This is a genomic window from Paenibacillus sp. MMO-177 (assembly GCF_037147795.1).
GTDB lineage: Bacteria > Bacillota > Bacilli > Paenibacillales > Paenibacillaceae > Pristimantibacillus.
In genome coordinates, this window is record NZ_JBBCUR010000004.1 from 281,759 (window position 1) to 298,146 (window position 16,388).

Annotated in this window: 14 protein-coding genes; 6 read left to right on the forward strand and 8 right to left on the reverse strand. The window is 52.7% G+C overall.

The window, feature by feature from the left end; all coding sequences use genetic code 11:
- Positions 1–14: 14 nt before the first annotated feature.
- From kdpB to WFK81_RS16810, 3 genes are all read left to right on the forward strand, one after another.
- Positions 15–2,024, forward strand: a complete 2,010-nt coding sequence (gene kdpB / locus WFK81_RS16800; protein ID WP_442956073.1) for a potassium-transporting ATPase subunit KdpB — start codon at positions 15–17, stop codon at positions 2,022–2,024.
- 24 nt (positions 2,025–2,048) lie between these two features.
- Complete coding sequence (kdpC, locus tag WFK81_RS16805) at positions 2,049–2,651, forward strand: potassium-transporting ATPase subunit KdpC (protein WP_336787546.1); 603 nt, start codon at positions 2,049–2,051, stop codon at positions 2,649–2,651.
- Between the two features lie 75 nt (positions 2,652–2,726).
- The gene (locus WFK81_RS16810; protein WP_336787547.1) at positions 2,727–5,054 is read left to right on the forward strand and encodes a histidine kinase; all 2,328 of its coding nucleotides are present in this window, start codon (positions 2,727–2,729) and stop codon (positions 5,052–5,054) included.
- On the opposite strand, the gene WFK81_RS16815 is transcribed toward WFK81_RS16810, so the two are convergent.
- Positions 5,026–5,757, reverse strand: coding sequence for an NAD-dependent epimerase/dehydratase family protein (locus WFK81_RS16815; protein WP_336787548.1), 732 nt, complete (start codon positions 5,755–5,757; stop codon positions 5,026–5,028). The genes WFK81_RS16810 and WFK81_RS16815 overlap by 29 nt on opposite strands.
- Positions 5,758–5,849: 92 nt before the next feature.
- Positions 5,850–6,902, reverse strand: coding sequence for an NAD(P)/FAD-dependent oxidoreductase (locus tag WFK81_RS16820; RefSeq protein WP_336787549.1), 1,053 nt, complete (start codon positions 6,900–6,902; stop codon positions 5,850–5,852).
- Positions 6,903–7,075: 173 nt separating this feature from the next.
- On the opposite strand from WFK81_RS16820, the gene WFK81_RS16825 reads away from it, so the two are divergent.
- The 3 genes from WFK81_RS16825 to WFK81_RS16835 are packed head-to-tail and all read left to right on the forward strand — an operon-like array spanning position 7,076 to position 10,075.
- A complete protein-coding gene (locus WFK81_RS16825; RefSeq protein WP_336787550.1) occupies positions 7,076–8,053 on the forward strand; it encodes an iron-hydroxamate ABC transporter substrate-binding protein in 978 nt (325 codons plus the stop codon).
- Between the two features lie 4 nt (positions 8,054–8,057).
- A complete protein-coding gene (locus WFK81_RS16830) occupies positions 8,058–9,071 on the forward strand; it encodes a FecCD family ABC transporter permease (protein WP_336787551.1) in 1,014 nt (337 codons plus the stop codon).
- Positions 9,068–10,075 (forward strand): FecCD family ABC transporter permease, encoded by a 1,008-nt coding sequence (locus WFK81_RS16835; RefSeq protein ID WP_336787552.1) that lies wholly within the window; start codon positions 9,068–9,070, stop codon positions 10,073–10,075. Before WFK81_RS16830 ends, WFK81_RS16835 begins: the two co-directional genes overlap by 4 nt.
- A gap of 52 nt (positions 10,076–10,127) precedes the next feature.
- Here the strand turns inward: WFK81_RS16835 and WFK81_RS16840 are convergent, their stop codons facing one another.
- From WFK81_RS16840 to WFK81_RS16865, 6 genes are all read right to left on the reverse strand, one after another.
- Positions 10,128–11,984 carry an LTA synthase family protein gene (locus WFK81_RS16840; RefSeq protein WP_336787553.1) on the reverse strand — a complete coding sequence of 619 codons (1,857 nt, stop codon included), beginning with the start codon at positions 11,982–11,984 and terminating at the stop codon, positions 10,128–10,130.
- Between the two features lie 28 nt (positions 11,985–12,012).
- Complete coding sequence (locus WFK81_RS16845; protein WP_336787554.1) at positions 12,013–12,672, reverse strand: TetR/AcrR family transcriptional regulator; 660 nt, start codon at positions 12,670–12,672, stop codon at positions 12,013–12,015.
- Between the two features lie 114 nt (positions 12,673–12,786).
- Positions 12,787–13,524 (reverse strand): hypothetical protein, encoded by a 738-nt coding sequence (locus WFK81_RS16850; RefSeq protein WP_336787555.1) that lies wholly within the window; start codon positions 13,522–13,524, stop codon positions 12,787–12,789.
- Between the two features lie 19 nt (positions 13,525–13,543).
- Positions 13,544–14,218, reverse strand: coding sequence for a polymer-forming cytoskeletal protein (locus tag WFK81_RS16855; RefSeq protein ID WP_336787556.1), 675 nt, complete (start codon positions 14,216–14,218; stop codon positions 13,544–13,546).
- A gap of 19 nt (positions 14,219–14,237) precedes the next feature.
- Positions 14,238–14,867, reverse strand: coding sequence for a YhbD family protein (locus WFK81_RS16860; protein ID WP_336787557.1), 630 nt, complete (start codon positions 14,865–14,867; stop codon positions 14,238–14,240).
- Between the two features lie 263 nt (positions 14,868–15,130).
- A complete protein-coding gene (locus WFK81_RS16865) occupies positions 15,131–16,387 on the reverse strand; it encodes an MFS transporter (RefSeq protein ID WP_336787558.1) in 1,257 nt (418 codons plus the stop codon).
- Position 16,388: the final 1 nt, after the last annotated feature.

The window sequence follows — 16,388 nt, forward strand, 5'->3', positions numbered from 1 at the left end:
CACAACGTAAATCCATGCTGACCTCGGCGATTATAAGTCGCGCGGCGAAGGACAGCTTTCTGAAATTAAACCCGCTGACCATGATGAGAAATCCCGTCATGTTTGTCGTGGAGGTCGGCACGCTTGTCGTCCTGCTGATGACGATCTTCCCCGGCTACTTCGGAACGGAGGGCCGGACCGGATTCAATCTGACCGTCTTTCTGATTCTGCTGTTTACCGTCTTGTTCGCCAATTTTGCGGAAGCGCTGGCCGAAGGACGCGGCAAAGCCCAAGCCGATTCGCTCAAGAAGAGCAAGAAGGATATTACGGCAAACAAAGTGACTGGCTCCACAACGAAGCAGGTGTCGTCAACCGAGCTCCGCAAAGGAGATATCGTCGTCGTCTCCGAAGGAGAGATGATTCCCGGCGACGGCGAAATTATCGAAGGCCTTGCTTCCGTCGACGAATCGGCAATCACCGGCGAGTCGGCACCGGTAATCAAGGAAGCCGGCGGCGACTTCAGCTCGGTAACGGGCGGCACCCGCGTTGTCAGCGACCGGATCAAAGTCCGGATTATGAGCGATCCCGGCGAATCGTTTATCGACCGCATGATCTCTCTGGTTGAAGGCGCGAAACGCCAAAAGACGCCTAACGAGCTGGCGCTGAACACGCTGCTTACCAGTCTGACGCTGATCTTCCTGATTGTTGTCGTTACCCTTGCTCCAATCGCCAAATACGTCGGCGTAGAGCTTGATATTCCGGTGCTTATCGCCCTGCTGGTCTGTCTCATTCCGACTACCATCGGCGGTCTGTTATCGGCAATCGGGATCGCCGGCATGGACCGCGTCACGCAGTTCAACGTGCTCGCCATGTCCGGCAAAGCGGTAGAAGCGGCCGGCGACATTAATACGATGATTCTGGATAAGACCGGTACCATCACGTACGGCAACCGGATGGCCAGCGACTTCCTGCCGGTCAAAGGCGTAAGCGTTCAGGAGCTTGGCGAGTGGGCGGCGCTCAGCTCGGCTAAGGACGAGACGCCGGAGGGACGTTCCGTATTGGAGCTGATGAAGGCCAAACAGCTGAGCTATCAGGCCCAGCTTTCCGAGAATGCGCAGGTCATTGCGTTTACGGCCGAGACCCGGATGAGCGGCCTGGACCTTCCGGACGGACGAAAAGTACGCAAAGGCGCCGTTGACGCCGTGAAGAAATGGGTAGCTTCCCAAGGCGGCACCGTCCCTTCCGACCTGGATGCCACCGGCGAAGGGGTTGCCGTGCTTGGCGGTACGCCGCTCGCCGTTGCGGTTGATAACCGCGTCTACGGGATCATTTATTTGAAGGATACCGTGAAGCCGGGCATGCAGGAGAGGTTCGAGCAGCTTCGCCGCATGGGGATCAAGACCATTATGTGTACCGGCGACAATCCGCTGACTGCCGCAACGATTGCCCGCGAAGCCGGGGTTGACGACTTTGTGGCGGAGAGTAGGCCCGAGGATAAAATCGCGCTGATCCGCCGCGAACAGGCAGCCGGCAGCCTTGTCGCGATGACGGGTGACGGGACGAACGACGCTCCGGCGCTTGCCCAGGCTGACGTTGGTCTTGCCATGAACAGCGGTACGGTTGCCGCGAAGGAAGCGGCCAATATGATCGACCTGGATTCCGACCCTTCCAAAATTATCGAGGTCGTTGCGATCGGCAAGCAGCTCCTGATGACGCGCGGCGCGCTGACAACCTTTAGCATCGCGAACGATATCGCCAAATATTTCGCCATTATTCCGGCCATGTTTATGATCGCGATCCCTCAGATGGACGCCCTGAACATTATGAAGCTGGGCTCGCCCTCTTCGGCCATTCTGTCCGCGCTTATCTTTAACGCGATCATCATTCCTCTGCTCATTCCGCTCGCTATGCGCGGGGTGCAGTACAAACCGATGAGCGCGTCAAAGCTGTTAAGCAAAAACCTGCTGATCTACGGACTTGGCGGCGTCCTGGCCCCGTTTGTCGGCATTAAGCTGATCGACCTGCTTGTTCATGTATGGATCTAACCGATCTGAAAGGATGAGATAATCATGACGAACTCCACATCTTCATCGGGATCAAACGGCTCTCTTTTTATGATTGCCCTAAGAGCCGGTATCGCGTTTATTCTGCTATGCGGCATCATTTACCCGCTCGTGTCGACGGGCCTTGCCCAGCTGCTATTCCCGCATCAGGCGAACGGCAGCATGATCAAGGATTCGAGCGGCCGGATCATCGGCTCTTCCCTGATCGGTCAAAGCTTTACCGATCCCGCTTACTTCCAGGGAAGGGTATCGAGCATCGACTATAAAGCGGAGGCATCCGGCTCCAACAACTATGCGCCTTCGAATCCCGACATGCTTCAGCGGACCAAAGATTCGATCGCCGCCTGGCAGGCAGCCAATCCCGATGTGCCGGTCAATAAGCTGCCGATTGCGCTGATCACGAACTCCGGCTCGGGTCTCGACCCTGATATTACGCCTGCATCGGCCGAGGTCCAAATCCCCCGCATCAGCAAGCTGACCGGTCTATCCCCGGATACTCTGAGAGAGCTCGTGAAAAAACATACGGCCGGACGGGATCTTGGCGTATTTGGCGACCCCCGCGTTAATGTGCTGGAGCTGAATATTGAATTAAGCCAGCTTCGCAAATGAGAAAAAGCCCCGCCTGCCAGCAAGTGGCGTAGGTGGGGCTTTCGCGGGTCTTACGGAAAGGAGGAACGACGGGAAATGAACGACAGCTATCGCCGCAAAACGCCCGAAGAGCTGCTGAAAGCCATAACGAAGCTGCACCACGGAAGGCTCAAAATTTATATCGGGGCGGTCAGCGGGGCTGGCAAAACGTATCATATGCTGCGCGAAGGCCAGCAGCTGCGGAAGCAGGGAATCGATGTGGTCACCTGCGCCGTCTCCACCAGACAAAGACCGGAGACGATGGAGCAGCTTGCCGAGCTGGAACGCATTCCGAGCATTCATTGGCAAAAAGACGGGATCGAGCGAAAGGATCTTGATCTGGCGGCTATTAAAGCGCGCAATCCCGAGGTTGTGCTGGTGGACGGACTTGCTCACCGAAACCGGCCGGACAGTCCCCTTCCCACCCGCCTGGAAGATATTCGTCACTTGCTGGAATGCGGCATCAGCGTGATTACAACGCTTAACGTGTATGAGCTGAACGGCGTATCGGACCTGGCCTTTCAGCTCACCGGCATTGAAGCCGAGCATACCGTTCCCGACGAGATTCTGGAGCTGGCCGACGAGGTCCGATTGATCGACGTATCGCCGGAAACGATACTGACCCGTTTGAATGAAGGACATTTGCGCAACGCAAGCTCCCCCCATCTGCTGCTTAGAGGCAATCTCGGCAAGCTGCGGGAGCTGGCGCTGCGGCTGATGGCCGAGGATGTCAACGATTCGCTTGAGGATCACCGGAGACAGCAGGGCTTGGTAGGTCCGTCCGGCGCCGCCGAACGGATTCTGGTTGCCGCGCAATACCATTGGAACGGGTCGATCCATATCCGGCGGGGCCAGCAGGTCGCCAGGAGGCTGAACGGAGAGCTGCTGGTCGTCTCCTTCGTCAAGGCTGAGAAAGCGATGACGAAGGAAGCCGCCGCATTCAAACGGTCCATTATCAAGCTCACCCAGAAGATTGGGGCAGACTTCGAAGAGCTTGCCGTTCCCCATCTCCACCGGCGGCATCTATCCGAGCAGATGGCCAGATACGCGATGGATCACGGCGTGACCCGCATCGTGCTTGGCCATTCGAAGCTTACGCCGCTGCAGGAGCTGCTTCACGGCTCGGTCGTGAACGGCATTTTGCGTTATGCGCGCCATATCGACGTCTTTTTCGTAGCGGACCGTACCGAAGCGGAAGGCGAGCGCATCCTGCCAGCCAAGCATCGGACCACTCCGGAACCCGTCTACAAAAGACTTAGTCCTGCCGAGCAGCTTCAAACGACGAAACGGCTCAAAAGGGGCACCTTCAAGGTCTACATCGGGGCGGCGCCTGGCGTCGGCAAAACCTACACGATGCTGAGGGAGGGAAATGTTCTCCTCCGCAAAGGCATTGACGTCGTTATCGGCCTCCTCGAAACCCATGGCCGGAAGGAAACCATGGAGCAGATCGGCGGCCTGGAACAGATCCCTAAAGCCACTATCCCTTATAAAGGAACGCAGCTTGCGGAAATGGATGTTCCCGCTATTCTGGAGCGTTTCCCGGAGGTTGTGCTGATTGACGAGCTGGCCCATACGAATGTGCCGGGAAGCGAATATAAGAAGCGTTATGAGGATGTCCTTGCCCTTCTGGACGCCGGCATCTCGGTTATTTCAACCGTAAACGTCCAGCATCTCGAAAGCTTAAACGATGCGGTTGAGCAAATTACCGGCGTCAGGGTCAGAGAGACGATACCGGACCGTATGCTTCGCCTCGCGGATGAAGTTGAATTAATCGATGTGTCGCCCAAGGCGCTCCAGGAGCGAATGCGGCAGGGTAAAATCTATCCGATGAACAAGGTCGAGGAATCGCTTGGCGCGTTTTTTCAGCTTGGCAATCTGATCGCCCTTCGGGAGCTGGCCTTGCGGGAAATTGCCGATGACGTGGACGAACGGCTGGAATCGTGGGAGCGAACAGGTGCGCTGCGCGGCCCATGGCGGAGGCAGGAAGTTATTTTCGTGGCTATAACCGATCTGGCGCAGGGAGAAAGACTGATCCGCAGAGGCTTCCGTATCGCCTACCGGCTGAAGGCGGAATGGCATGTGATGGCCGTGCATAACGGGCAAAAGGACCCCGCGGCGGTAGACCGCCGCATGAATGAGCTTCAGCAGTTAACGGAGCAGCTCGGAGGAACGTTTATTCAAGAAGAGATGAAGCAGACCCGCGATGTTCCGGCTTTTCTGCTTACCCATGCCAACGCGCGAAAATCCACGCAGCTAATAGTTGCCCAAGAGAAAAAGGGCTGGCTTGCGCGGCTGTTCCGGCCATCCATCATGAAGAAGCTGCTGCAGGGCGGCCGGAACATGGACGTGATGGTGGTCAGCTGCCTTCCTTCGCAAGAGCAATAATATCCTTTGGATCAAGAATATGGCGGTCGTAATCGGTATAAGAGGTCTGAATCATGGCGAGGCCCACTTGGCGCAGCGTAATAAGATGGTTCGGGAAGAGCGGCCTTAGAATCGGGTACAGCCAGGTTAACGCTTTAGCCCACTTCGGTACTCTTACCTGTCCTTTGCTCGGGTGCATGTAGCCCGGACGGAACATAAAGGCCCGGCGGAACGGCAGCTGCAGCAGGTGATTTTCGGTTCTCCCCTTCACTCTCGCCCACATGCTCCTGCCCTGCTCCGTGCTGTCCGTTCCGCCGCCCGTTACGTAACAGAAGACCATATCCGGATTCAGGCTGGAAAGCAGACGGGCGACATGCATCGTAAGATCGTAGGTGACGCGGGTATACTCGGCCTCCGACATGCCGATGGAGGATACGCCAAGGCAGAAATAGCAGGCGTTGTAGCCTATTAGCTCGTGCTGGATAGGGGTCAGATCATGAAAGTCCTTATGGATGATTTCCTTCAGCTTCGGGTGCGCAACGCCGCTAGGCCGCCGGGTAATGACAAGCACCTGTTCCACATCGGGGTGAATCAGGCATTCCATGAGAACGCCTTCACCTACCATGCCCGTCGCCCCGGTTACGATCGCTTTGATTTTCCGTTTCGCTGGCTGCCACTCTTCCATCTCTCGCATCTCTCCCTTATTTACAAGCACTACTGCCATTATGGCATAGGCTATAAACCTCTCTCAACTGGACTCGAATAGGCGCAAAAAAAGACGGGGCAGCTATCGGGCTGCTCCGTCCTTGCTCTATATTAGACCATCAGCTGCTTCACAAGCTCGCGGTTCCGTTCTTTGAATAATTCATTATGGGAGGAGACCATTCCGTACTTATTAGCTTCCGGTTGAATGAAGGATTTCGCTCTGTTCACCGCATTCGCCGCATCCTGGAAGCAGCCTGCTATAAGATGCAGCTTGCCGTCATGCATTAGAATATCCCCTGCGGCAAACATGCCCGGTACGGAAGTTTCGCCGCTTGGATTGCCTTTCACATACCAATCGTCGACCATCTCGATATTCAGCTTGCTGTTCTCCAGCAGCGAGGAGTCCCGGTCGTAACCGTGATTGATGACAACCTCGTCAATCGAGAGATGGGATACTTCGCCGGATTTGCTGTTCGTAAGCTCTACGTGTTCAACCAGCTCGTCGCCGGAATTCGCCAGCAGCTTCGTAATTTCGGTGTGGAACAAGCACTCGACTTTCGGGCTGTTCAGCAGCGTCGTTACATTCGCTTCATGCCCGGACAAGGCTTCTTTGCGATAGGTAATATAGATCTTCTTCGCGAATGGTAGAAGCTCCATCGCCCAGTCCACGGCCGAATTGCCGCCGCCGGAGATCACGACGTTCTTGTCTTTAAATCTCTTCAATGACTTAACCGTATAGTGAAGGTTGGTTACCTCAAATTTCTCCGCGCCTTCAATCGCCAGCTTGGTCGGATTCAGAATGCCGCCGCCAACCGCAACGATAACGGTCTTCGAATGATGGATGCGTCCCGATGAGCCATGCAGCTCAAAGATATTGTCTTCGTTCTTGGTAATCGATTCAACCTTCTCATTGAGAACAACCTCCGGGTCGAAGGTCAGCCCCTGCTTCACCAATTGCTCGATCAGCTGCGCGCCTGGCGTTGGCGTTAACCCTCCAATGTCCCAGATCATTTTCTCGGGATACACATGAACCTTGCCGCCCAGAAACGGCTGGAATTCGATCAGCTTTGTCTTCAATTCTCTAAGTCCGCTATAAAAAGTCGAGTAGAGCCCCGCAGGACCGCCACCGATTACCGTTACGTCATACAACTCCTCTTGCGTCATGAACGTTCCTCCTCGGAAAAGCACCGTCGTAATTGATTATCATTATCAATATTATAAGTCGAGTGAGAATATTTTTCAATAAGCGGTTGACAATTGGACCGAATCCCTATAATTTAGTAAATGGCAATAATATTGATAATCATTATCATTAAATAAAAGGAGTTTGCAAACCTATGAAAAAAGCACTTATCTCCCTCACGATGCTCTTCGTTATTATTCTGAGCGCATGCGGCAATAACAACTCGGGTAATAATGCCGGAGCGGAGAATACCCCTGCAGCAAACCATACCGGGGCGGCAAACACTTCTCCGTCGGCGGACACGGCAACTGAAGCAACCGGCACGATTACGTTCCAATCGGAGAGCGGTCCTATCGAAGTACCCGCTAACCCGCAGCGCGTCGTGGTTCTGTCCTCTTTCGCAGGGGATGTCCTGCAGCTTGGCGTTCCCCTTGCAGGCGTTGACTCTTGGTCGAAGGATAACCCGAACTTCGCAGACAAGCTGAAGGATGTTCCCGTTGTATCCGATGAGGATCCCGAGAAAATTCTCGAGCTTGATCCCGATCTGATTATTGGTCTCGACACGACAAAAAACGTGGATAAATTAAAACAAATCGCTCCAACGGTTATTTTCACATACAACAAAGTCGACTATCTGACACAGTTCATTGAAGTAGGCAAGGCGCTCAACAAGGAGAAAGAAGCAACCGCTTGGGTGGAAGACTTCAAAGCCCGCGCTGCCCAAATCGGCAGCGAAATTAAAGCGAAAATTGGCGAGGACGCTACCGTTACGGTCATCGAGAACTACGACAAGGATCTTTACGTATTCGGCAATGCCTGGGGCCGCGGCACCGAAATTCTGTATCAGGCGATGGGCCTGACGATGCCGGAGAAAGTAAAGGAAATGGCCATGAAGGACGGCTGGTATTCGCTTTCCCTGGAGGTTCTTCCTGAATACGTCGGCGATTACCTGATCTTCAGCCAAACGAAAGAGACCGCAAGCTCGTTTACGGACACGGAAACCTACAAGAACATCCCGGCTGTCAAGAACGGCCATGTCTATACGGCTGATGCCAAAGGCTTCTACTTCAACGATGCGCTTACCCTTGACTATCAGCTGAACTTCTTCAAAGAGCAGTTCCTGGGGAAATAAGCCGATGACGCAGGAAACGAGACGCAGAGTCCCATTTGTATTCAAACTGTTTGCAGGAATCGTTTTCTTTGTCGCAATCTTCTTCATGGCCATGGTGTTCGGCGCTGCCGACACCACGGCCCATGATACATGGCTCGCGCTGACGTCACCTCACGATACAAGTGAGAAAGTGACGCTTTTGCGCGAAATCAGGCTGCCGCGCGAGATCGCGGCAATCTTTGTTGGTGCGGCGCTGGCCGTATCCGGCGCCATTATGCAAGGCGTCACCCGGAACGCGCTAGCCGATCCGGGGCTTCTCGGCTTATCGGCCGGAGCAAATGCCGCCCTCGCAGCAACGGTTGCGCTGTTCCCGCAAATCAATTATTTCGGCATTATGATTGCCTGCTTTATCGGCGCCGCCCTCGGTTCCATCCTTGTTATCGGAATAGGCGCGGCCAAACGGGGCGGCTTCTCTCCTATTCGCATCGTATTGGCGGGTGCCGCCGTTTCTACATTCCTGTATGCCTTTGCAGAAGGCATCGGCCTCACCTTTAAGGTATCCAAAGACGTCAACATGTGGACCGCCGGCGGTCTGATCGGAACGTCTTGGGGACAGCTTCAGATGATTGTTCCGGTCATCATAGGCGGCATTCTTATTGCCATCGCCATGTCGAAGCAGCTCACTATCCTTAGTCTTAGCGAAGATGTGGCGACCAGCCTGGGACAAAAAACGGGTCTGATTAAAGGAATCCTGTTCACCGTTACGATACTGCTCGCTGGCGCTTCCGTTGCGCTTGTCGGCAACCTGGCTTTCCTTGGCCTGATGATTCCGCATATCGTGCGGGCTATTGTCGGCCAGGACTATCGGTATTCCGTTCCGATGTCCGTTATTGCGGGAGCTTCCTTTATGCTCCTTGCGGATTTGATCGGCCGAACCATCAATGCGCCCTACGAAACACCGGTGGCCGCCGTTATTGCGGTTGTGGGTCTGCCCTTCTTCCTCATCATCGTTAGAAGAGGAGGCAAAGCGCTGAAATGATTTTATCGCATATGGTTCGAAAACAACGCATTATTCTCGGGATCCTGCTTCTGCTTATTGTGGCGACCGTCATTGCAAGCCTTAGTCTTGGTTACTCCACCTTGACCTTCAAAAGGCTGATTCCGGTAATCTTTGGGGATGGCACGAAAAAAGAAAACTTTATCCTGTTCGACATACGGATGCCGCGCGTCATCATTACGTTGCTGGCCGGCATGGCGCTTGCCTTGTCAGGGTCCATTCTGCAAGGGGTCTCCCGCAATGACCTGGCCGATCCCGGCATTGTCGGCATCAACTCGGGGGCTGGCGTTGCCATTACGATCTTCTTCCTGTTCTTCCCTACGGAAGCCGGTCCATTCATATACGCTCTGCCGGTTGTTGCCTTTATCGGCGGTCTTGCGACCGCGGTCCTCATTGCTCTTTTCTCCTGGAAAAAGCATGTCGGCATCCAGCCGGTCAGCATGGTGCTGACGGGTATCGGCTTCCAAATGGCGCTTAGCGGCGTCATGATCGTGCTGATGTCCTCGGCTGACCGCCAGAAGGTTGATTTTATCGCCATGTGGATTGCTGGCGGCATTTGGGGAACGGATTTGGTATTTGTTAATGCCTTGTGGCCATGGCTGGCTATATTCATTCCGTTTACGCTCTACAAGGCAAACCGCCTCAACATTCTGGCGTTAAACGAACCCGTCGCGGTTGGGGTTGGCATCTCGTTGACCAGAGAGCGCCTGGTGCTGCTCTTCTCGGCGGTTGCGCTTGCGGCTTCCGCCGTATCCGTCACAGGCGGGATCGCCTTCATTGGCCTGCTTTCCCCGCATATCGCAAAAGCTCTGGTAGGTCCGCGAAATCAATTGTTTATTCCGATCTCCATTTTGTTTGGCGGATGGCTGCTGGTTCTGGCCGATACGATTGGCCGTCAAATCGACATTGCGGGCGGATTGCCGGCCGGTATCGTTGTGTCGCTGATCGGCGCGCCGTATTTCCTGTTCCTGTTGCTGAAGAAATGAACAAACAAAGGCCCCCTTATCCTAAGGGGGCCTTTGCCTTTCGCTTTAGATCCTATTTATGAGGAAGCTGCTGTACGAAGCTGTCCGACAAGTGCAGAAGCTCAAGCGCTCTGTTGTACTCGTCTTCGGTTACGCCGCCTTCCGTCGTTTCCGTGCCGTCGACCACTTTGTGGTTCGTGCCGTCTTTGTATTCGATACCCGGAACAAACAGGTTCTCGTTGTCGATAACCGAGCCGCTAGGCAGGAAGTGACGCATTGGAATCAGCTCGGAGCTTTGGTTCAGAAGGTCTTCGCCAAAGTGAATCTGATTGGACAGCGACGCGCCTACCAGGTTTGCAACGGTTGGCAGAATATCGATCTGACCGCCCACTTTATCCACTTCCGACGGTTGAGTTACGCCCGGAATGTGCATAATAAGAGGGATATTGAACATTTCGGTATGACCGTAATCCGTGCCAAGCATTTCTTTCATCAGCGCTTTTTCGTTATCGTCCAGCGAATACAGTGGCAGACCTTGGTGGTCGCCGTACATGAGGACGATGCTGTCATCCCACAGACCGCTCGATTTCAGGCCGTCGATAAATTGGCCAAGCGCATAGTCCGCGTAGTTTTGTGCTTTCAGATAACGGGTTACAAGGCTGTCATCCTTGAATTCCGCAGGAAGCTCAATCCGGTATTTCGAAGTCGGAATGTTGTAAGGGTGATGCGCGCTCATCGAGATCACTTGCGCATAGAACGGCTTATCCGCCTGATCCAGCTTCACAAGCTCTGGAAGAGTCTTCGAGTACAACACTTCGTCCGAAGCGCCGAAGGCTACATGGTCTTCGTCGCCATAGAAGGCTTGATCGTAATATTTATCCCAGCCAAGAGCCGAGTACAGCTCCGTACGGTTCCAGAACTCAACCGCGTTTGTATGGAACGTTGCGGTATAATAACCGTTCTCTTTCATCAGCTTCGGCAAGCTTGGCAGTGCTTTATCGACGTTTACGTCTGTCGCTGCTTTATGCTTAGGCACGTACAGCGATGTATTCACCACATACTCGGCATCGGAAGTTGTTCCTTGGCCGACCATCGTATAGAAGTTTTTGTAATGCGTAGCTTCTTTAACCAGCTTGTTCATGTTTGGCGTAATTTCCACGCCGCCAACTTTCAAACCGATCAGGAAGTCCTGGTACGATTCCATTTGAAGAATAATGACGTTTTTGCCTTTCGCGGCGCCAAAGTATTTCGGCGATGCCTGCTCGGTAATGCCTTTGAGCTCATCGATTTTAGCCTGCGTAATTTGGTCGATCGGCGTAATCGGCTCTTTCTCCATCATTTTATCAATGATGTTGTATACTTCGTAATCGAGAAGGCCCATCTCTTCAGCCTGCTTGTTCTCGTTCATGCTCGCGCGGTTCGGCCATACGTTCACCAGGCAGACGACAACGGACAAGGCGAATACGGCCATCCACGCTTTGCTTCTCACCGGACGCAGCTGAGCATCCTGGCGAGCCTTCCGGAATCTTGGCAGAATAAGAACAACCGAAATAACGATAATATCAAGGAAGATAAGCAGATAGTAAGGGTCCATCAGCGAGTAGGTGCTTTCCCCTACCTCAGCCATTTTGTTGGCTTGGCTTAACGCGTCCGTATTGACGATAATGCCGTAGTACTTGTAATACATCAGTATCGCGAAATATAAGGCCGTAAACAGCAAATTGACGATCATGTAATAAAGCATCTTGCGCTTGCCGGCAAAAAACTCAATCAGACAGAATACCGCGACAAAGAACGGAATCTCCGTCATAATGGTCAGCCACGAAAATCCGTTGCCGAAGACGACATCGCGGGCTACGATGCTTTTGATTAACAGGATAATAACGAAATAATAGAATCTTCTATTTAAAAATCTGGTTATTAAAGACACCCTTGTCATCACCTTTCATTGTATTTCATTAGGAATCACACAAAAGAACCTTCTGCTTTTTCTCTGTAGCTGAAGGAGTTCTCCATAGATCTATTGTAAAATCCACATTTTCTTCCATGTGTTTATAAACATCCGGTTCGTTCAGGAGCTGTATCCCCACCGATTTGCTCATAATCGCATGCAAGGTAGTAGACAAGAATTGTCTCGACGCTATCCGGAAATCGAAAGCGCGAATCTCGCCTTTTTCGTGCCGGTCTTTTAGAAACTTTTCAAAAATGGCGCACTGCTCGCGAATCAGCGCCGTTAATTGCTCGGCTTCCTCGAAGCCCAGCAGGTCATTCTCCCGGAATAAAATCCGAGTTAAATCCATGTCTTCCGTAAACAGTTCGTACAAACGGCGCTTAATGGTGATCATCGCTTCCCGCAGGTCGAGATCCTCGATAACCCGTTGAATCTGCTTTATTCCTTCTCTGCGGTGCTCGAAGCTTTCACGTAGCAACACCGCCATAATCTCCCGCTTGCCGCCCGGAAAATAATGATAAAGGATACCGTCTCCCATCCCGATCTTCCTCGTAATATCGCGTACCGGGGTGCCATGGTATCCTTTTTCCGCAAATAATGATTTTGCTGCTTCCAGTATTTTTTCTCGTGTTTCAGCGGCCTGCTCTTTTCGGATGTTGCGAGTCATCGTCGCCACCTCCTTGCTCATCAGCCTAGAATTTTCACTGAACGATCGCACAGCGAAATTTTAGCGCAAGGCCATGGCGATGTCAATCGGTCTGCCAAAACATCACAAAATCGCCTAAACTTTTCGGTTATCTCTTACGACGGCGTCTTTTCTTTTTTCGAAATGCTCCTTGAATTCGACAAGTCCGATCTCGCAGCCGGGTCCGATCACAACCTGGTTCCCTCTTACTATATCAGCAATCGTATTTTCCAAATAGATATGATCTCCTTCCATAACTGAGACCGTTAACCTAGCGCTGGAAGAAGGTTTAAAAAAGAAGCTGAGCGGATGCAGCCACTTTGCTTTGCGAACCATTATATGACCGCCGCCGATTTCATGTGCCTTGCAGTCCCTGTACAGATGGACTTGGAGCTTGCCGGCATTGAGCAAACCGCCGATTTCAAAGATGCCCCGTGCCCTAAACTGCTCGGCTTCGCAGTCGCCCAAGGTGTGAAGCATGCCTCTCAGCTTGATCTGCTCACCGTAGACATGATTCTTCGATTCTATCGTGCCCGCTATATTCAGTTCCCGAAGCTGAGTAGTCCCGCCGACGCTGACCGTGCCCGACGTCTTGAGCTCTCCTCCGCGAAGTCCGCCTGACACCTCGCAAGTACCCACAATGTTCATTTTATCGGCCGTTACCGTGCCATCCACCTCCAGCGTGCCGACGCAGCTTAGCTTGGCGCAGCTTGTATCTCCTTCAATCGAGCCTTCTCCAACGATTTTGACGTTATTGTATATGCCGCCCATGACGCTGGAGCTGCCGGTAATTCTCAAGTTTCGGATTGCCTTTTCGGCCACATGCTGATCCATCGGATCTCCTCCCTTTCCGTTATCTTTGGACATGCTTAATGATTTTGGAGCTGCTGTGCACGTCAAGGCTTTGCTTATACTCCACGCTGCCAATGGTACAGCCCGGTCCAATCCGGACGATTCCCCCGCGCACGATATCCGCCGTCGTATACTCCAGATAAATGTTGTCCCCTTCAATCACTTCCGCGCTCAGCTTATTGGCAAAGGGCCCGGGAACGGTCTGCAGCCATTTGGCAAACCCTTTGCCGGGCTGCTTGGCGACATGAATGCTTTCGCCGCCAATCTCGTTGATATGACTGCTTCCCTGGAGCGTCAGCTTTATATGACTTGCATTTAACGTCTCGATGTCCATCCGGCCGTTTGCTTCAAAGGTTTCGGTCTCGCAGCTGCCCTTTACCGTCACCATTCCGTTCATGTGCATTTGTTCGCCCGTAACGGGTCCTCCAAAGCTTACTTTTCCTTCAATATTAAGCTTGTCGGCATGCAAACCCCCACGGATGGAGGACATGCCGTTAATGGAAGCCGTTACCGCTCTTACATGCCCCTGTACATCGCCCTTGCCGTTAATCGACAATTCATAGCATCGGACATCCCCTTCAATCTTGCCGACTCCCTCAATCTTCGCCAGATGAACGTCTCCGCCGCCGGATCTGCCGATCCCGGTAATGAGTATTTTTCGTTGTTTATCTCCCATTGTACGTCTTACACCTCCGTCATATCGCCATTAGCTTCAATTTTAATTGCTCAATCATAGCCGGCACATCCACTCGGAGAATGATCTTTACTCCGCTTTCGAAATGAATTTCGCCTCCGGAGGGAACAAGAAGAAGCACGGACACGCCCATTTTGCGGAGCAAAATCAGATCGCATTGCTGCTCCTTGAACTTCTTGTAGTGCTCGAGGAAGGTTGGCAGCATCGTTCTGCCCTCTTCCAGGCTGATCTCCCCCGTCTGCAGACAGTAATCCAAAATATAGACGCACAAGGTCTGCTCAAACGTGTACATTTCCGATTGTCCGATATAGGTTTCGGCTGCTTTTGCAGCATTTAGTGAAACAATGTTTCGTTCTATTAATTCCTTCATCGATATCGAGATGGCCTTCGAGGCCGGCGAGAACATATCCGCCAGTTCATCCAAGGAAAGATCGTCCTTCATGTTGACGATTTTATCGATTCGGTCCAGGATCTTCTGCTTTGGGAAAAAAGTCTCTTGCCCGGTAAACGCCGACTTGCGGATAAACCATTCCTCCGGCAGCAGGTTCTTCCGCTTCCAGCGGTACAGCTGCCCATACGAAATACCCGTAAGCTCCAATAAATCCTTTTTGGATATTAGCTCTTCCTCCATGATTCAGCCTCCTTTGCTCTCAATATAACATAACATTGTTACGTTGTTAAGTCAAAAAGGAAGCCGCCTGCAGAATTAGGCCTCTGCAAGCGGCTTATTTTTACTCTCCCCTTCGTTCCCAAGGTTCATACAGACGGCTTTTCTAATCCAAATGCACCGGAGGAATCCCCTTGAGCCCCTCCTTTACTTTAATGAAAGAAAGAGCTATCCTTTCCGGTTCTGTTGATCCGCAAAGGATAGCTCTTCTATAGAAAAGGGATGGATTAATGGCCGCCAGCATGATCGACATGCTTCACATGCTTATGGTTCGCTAAGATAAACAGTACCGATAGGATAACAAAGCCTGCTCCAACATAGAAAGGAACATGCGGATTGTACCACTCCGCCAGCTTGCCGGCAAAGTAAGGGGCAATCGCGCCGCCGATAAACCGGAGGAAGCTGTATGCCGCCGACGCCGTCGAACGCTCGACGGGAGCGGCATTCATGACGCCCGTTGTAATAAGGGTGTTGTTGTTGCCCAGCAAAGCCCCTGCGAAAATAACGCTGGCGATAATCACCCATTGGGTATTCGTCCAGATGGCCATCGCAAGCAGGGTAAGACCAAACAGCGTCAGCATAACCGCCATCGATTTGACCGTGCCGAATTTACGCTGCAGCCAAGGTGCCATAAAGACGGAAGTAATAGCCAGCAGAACGCCCCAGCCCAGGAACACGTAACCAAGCTGATGGATGCCAAGCCCCATCACAAATGGCGCGTAAGCCATCAGCGTAAAGAAGCCGAAGTTATAAAAGCAAGCCGTCAGGCCAAAAACGACAAGCGAACGATGTCTTATTAATGCCACAAAAGGATCGAGTATTGATGTTTTCTTCGCCGGTGCGGCCGATGCCTTGGTAGCTCCCGCTGTTTTGGGCATCATAAAGATAATCGCCAGGAAAGCAATGACCATAAGACAGGCAACGCCAATAAAAGGTCCTCTCCACGAGATGGAGCCCAGCTCGCCGCCAAGCAGCGGACCTACCGAAATGCCGATGCCGATCGCGGCTTCATAAAGAATGATGGCTTTTGTCACGCCGCTTTTGGACAAGGATACGATTGCGGTCAACGCCGTCGCCACGAAGAAAGCATTGCCAAGACCCCAGCCGGCCCGATAGCCGACAAGCGCCCAAATATCGTTCGACAGGCCGCCGAGAAGCGAGAATACCGCGATAATGACGACGCCAAGAAGAAGCGTCCATTTGATGCCAAGTCTTGACGTCACTACGCCGGTGATCAGCATCGCAACCGCCATAACGGCGTTATAGCTGGTGAAGAGCAAGCTTACTTCGCTGGCCGATGCATGCATTTCTTCCGCAATAGCTTTGAGGATCGGGTCAACAAGGCCAATCCCCATAAAAGCGATAATGCCTGCGAAAAAGACGGCCCATACCGCACGGGGCTGATTAAAGAAACCGCCTTTTTCGACGGATAAAGGTTGATGGGCAGCCGAAGCTGCCTGTTGAGATGAATTTGCCACGCTCATT

Bases quoted from the DNA above. Each gene is read 5' to 3' on its own strand.
- kdpB (WP_442956073.1), top strand. From the start codon at position 15: ATGCTGACCTCGGCGATTATAAGTCGCGCGGCGAAGGACAGCTTTCTG.
- kdpC (WP_336787546.1), top strand. From the start codon at position 2,049: ATGACGAACTCCACATCTTCATCGGGATCAAACGGCTCTCTTTTTATG.
- WFK81_RS16810 (WP_336787547.1), top strand. From the start codon at position 2,727: ATGAACGACAGCTATCGCCGCAAAACGCCCGAAGAGCTGCTGAAAGCC.
- WFK81_RS16815 (WP_336787548.1), bottom strand. From the start codon at position 5,757: ATGGCAGTAGTGCTTGTAAATAAGGGAGAGATGCGAGAGATGGAAGAG.
- WFK81_RS16820 (WP_336787549.1), bottom strand. From the start codon at position 6,902: ATGACGCAAGAGGAGTTGTATGACGTAACGGTAATCGGTGGCGGTCCT.
- WFK81_RS16825 (WP_336787550.1), top strand. From the start codon at position 7,076: ATGAAAAAAGCACTTATCTCCCTCACGATGCTCTTCGTTATTATTCTG.
- WFK81_RS16830 (WP_336787551.1), top strand. From the start codon at position 8,058: ATGACGCAGGAAACGAGACGCAGAGTCCCATTTGTATTCAAACTGTTT.
- WFK81_RS16835 (WP_336787552.1), top strand. From the start codon at position 9,068: ATGATTTTATCGCATATGGTTCGAAAACAACGCATTATTCTCGGGATC.
- WFK81_RS16845 (WP_336787554.1), bottom strand. From the start codon at position 12,672: ATGACTCGCAACATCCGAAAAGAGCAGGCCGCTGAAACACGAGAAAAA.
- WFK81_RS16850 (WP_336787555.1), bottom strand. From the start codon at position 13,524: ATGGATCAGCATGTGGCCGAAAAGGCAATCCGAAACTTGAGAATTACC.
- WFK81_RS16855 (WP_336787556.1), bottom strand. From the start codon at position 14,218: ATGGGAGATAAACAACGAAAAATACTCATTACCGGGATCGGCAGATCC.
- WFK81_RS16860 (WP_336787557.1), bottom strand. From the start codon at position 14,867: ATGGAGGAAGAGCTAATATCCAAAAAGGATTTATTGGAGCTTACGGGT.
- WFK81_RS16865 (WP_336787558.1), bottom strand. From the start codon at position 16,387: ATGAGCGTGGCAAATTCATCTCAACAGGCAGCTTCGGCTGCCCATCAA.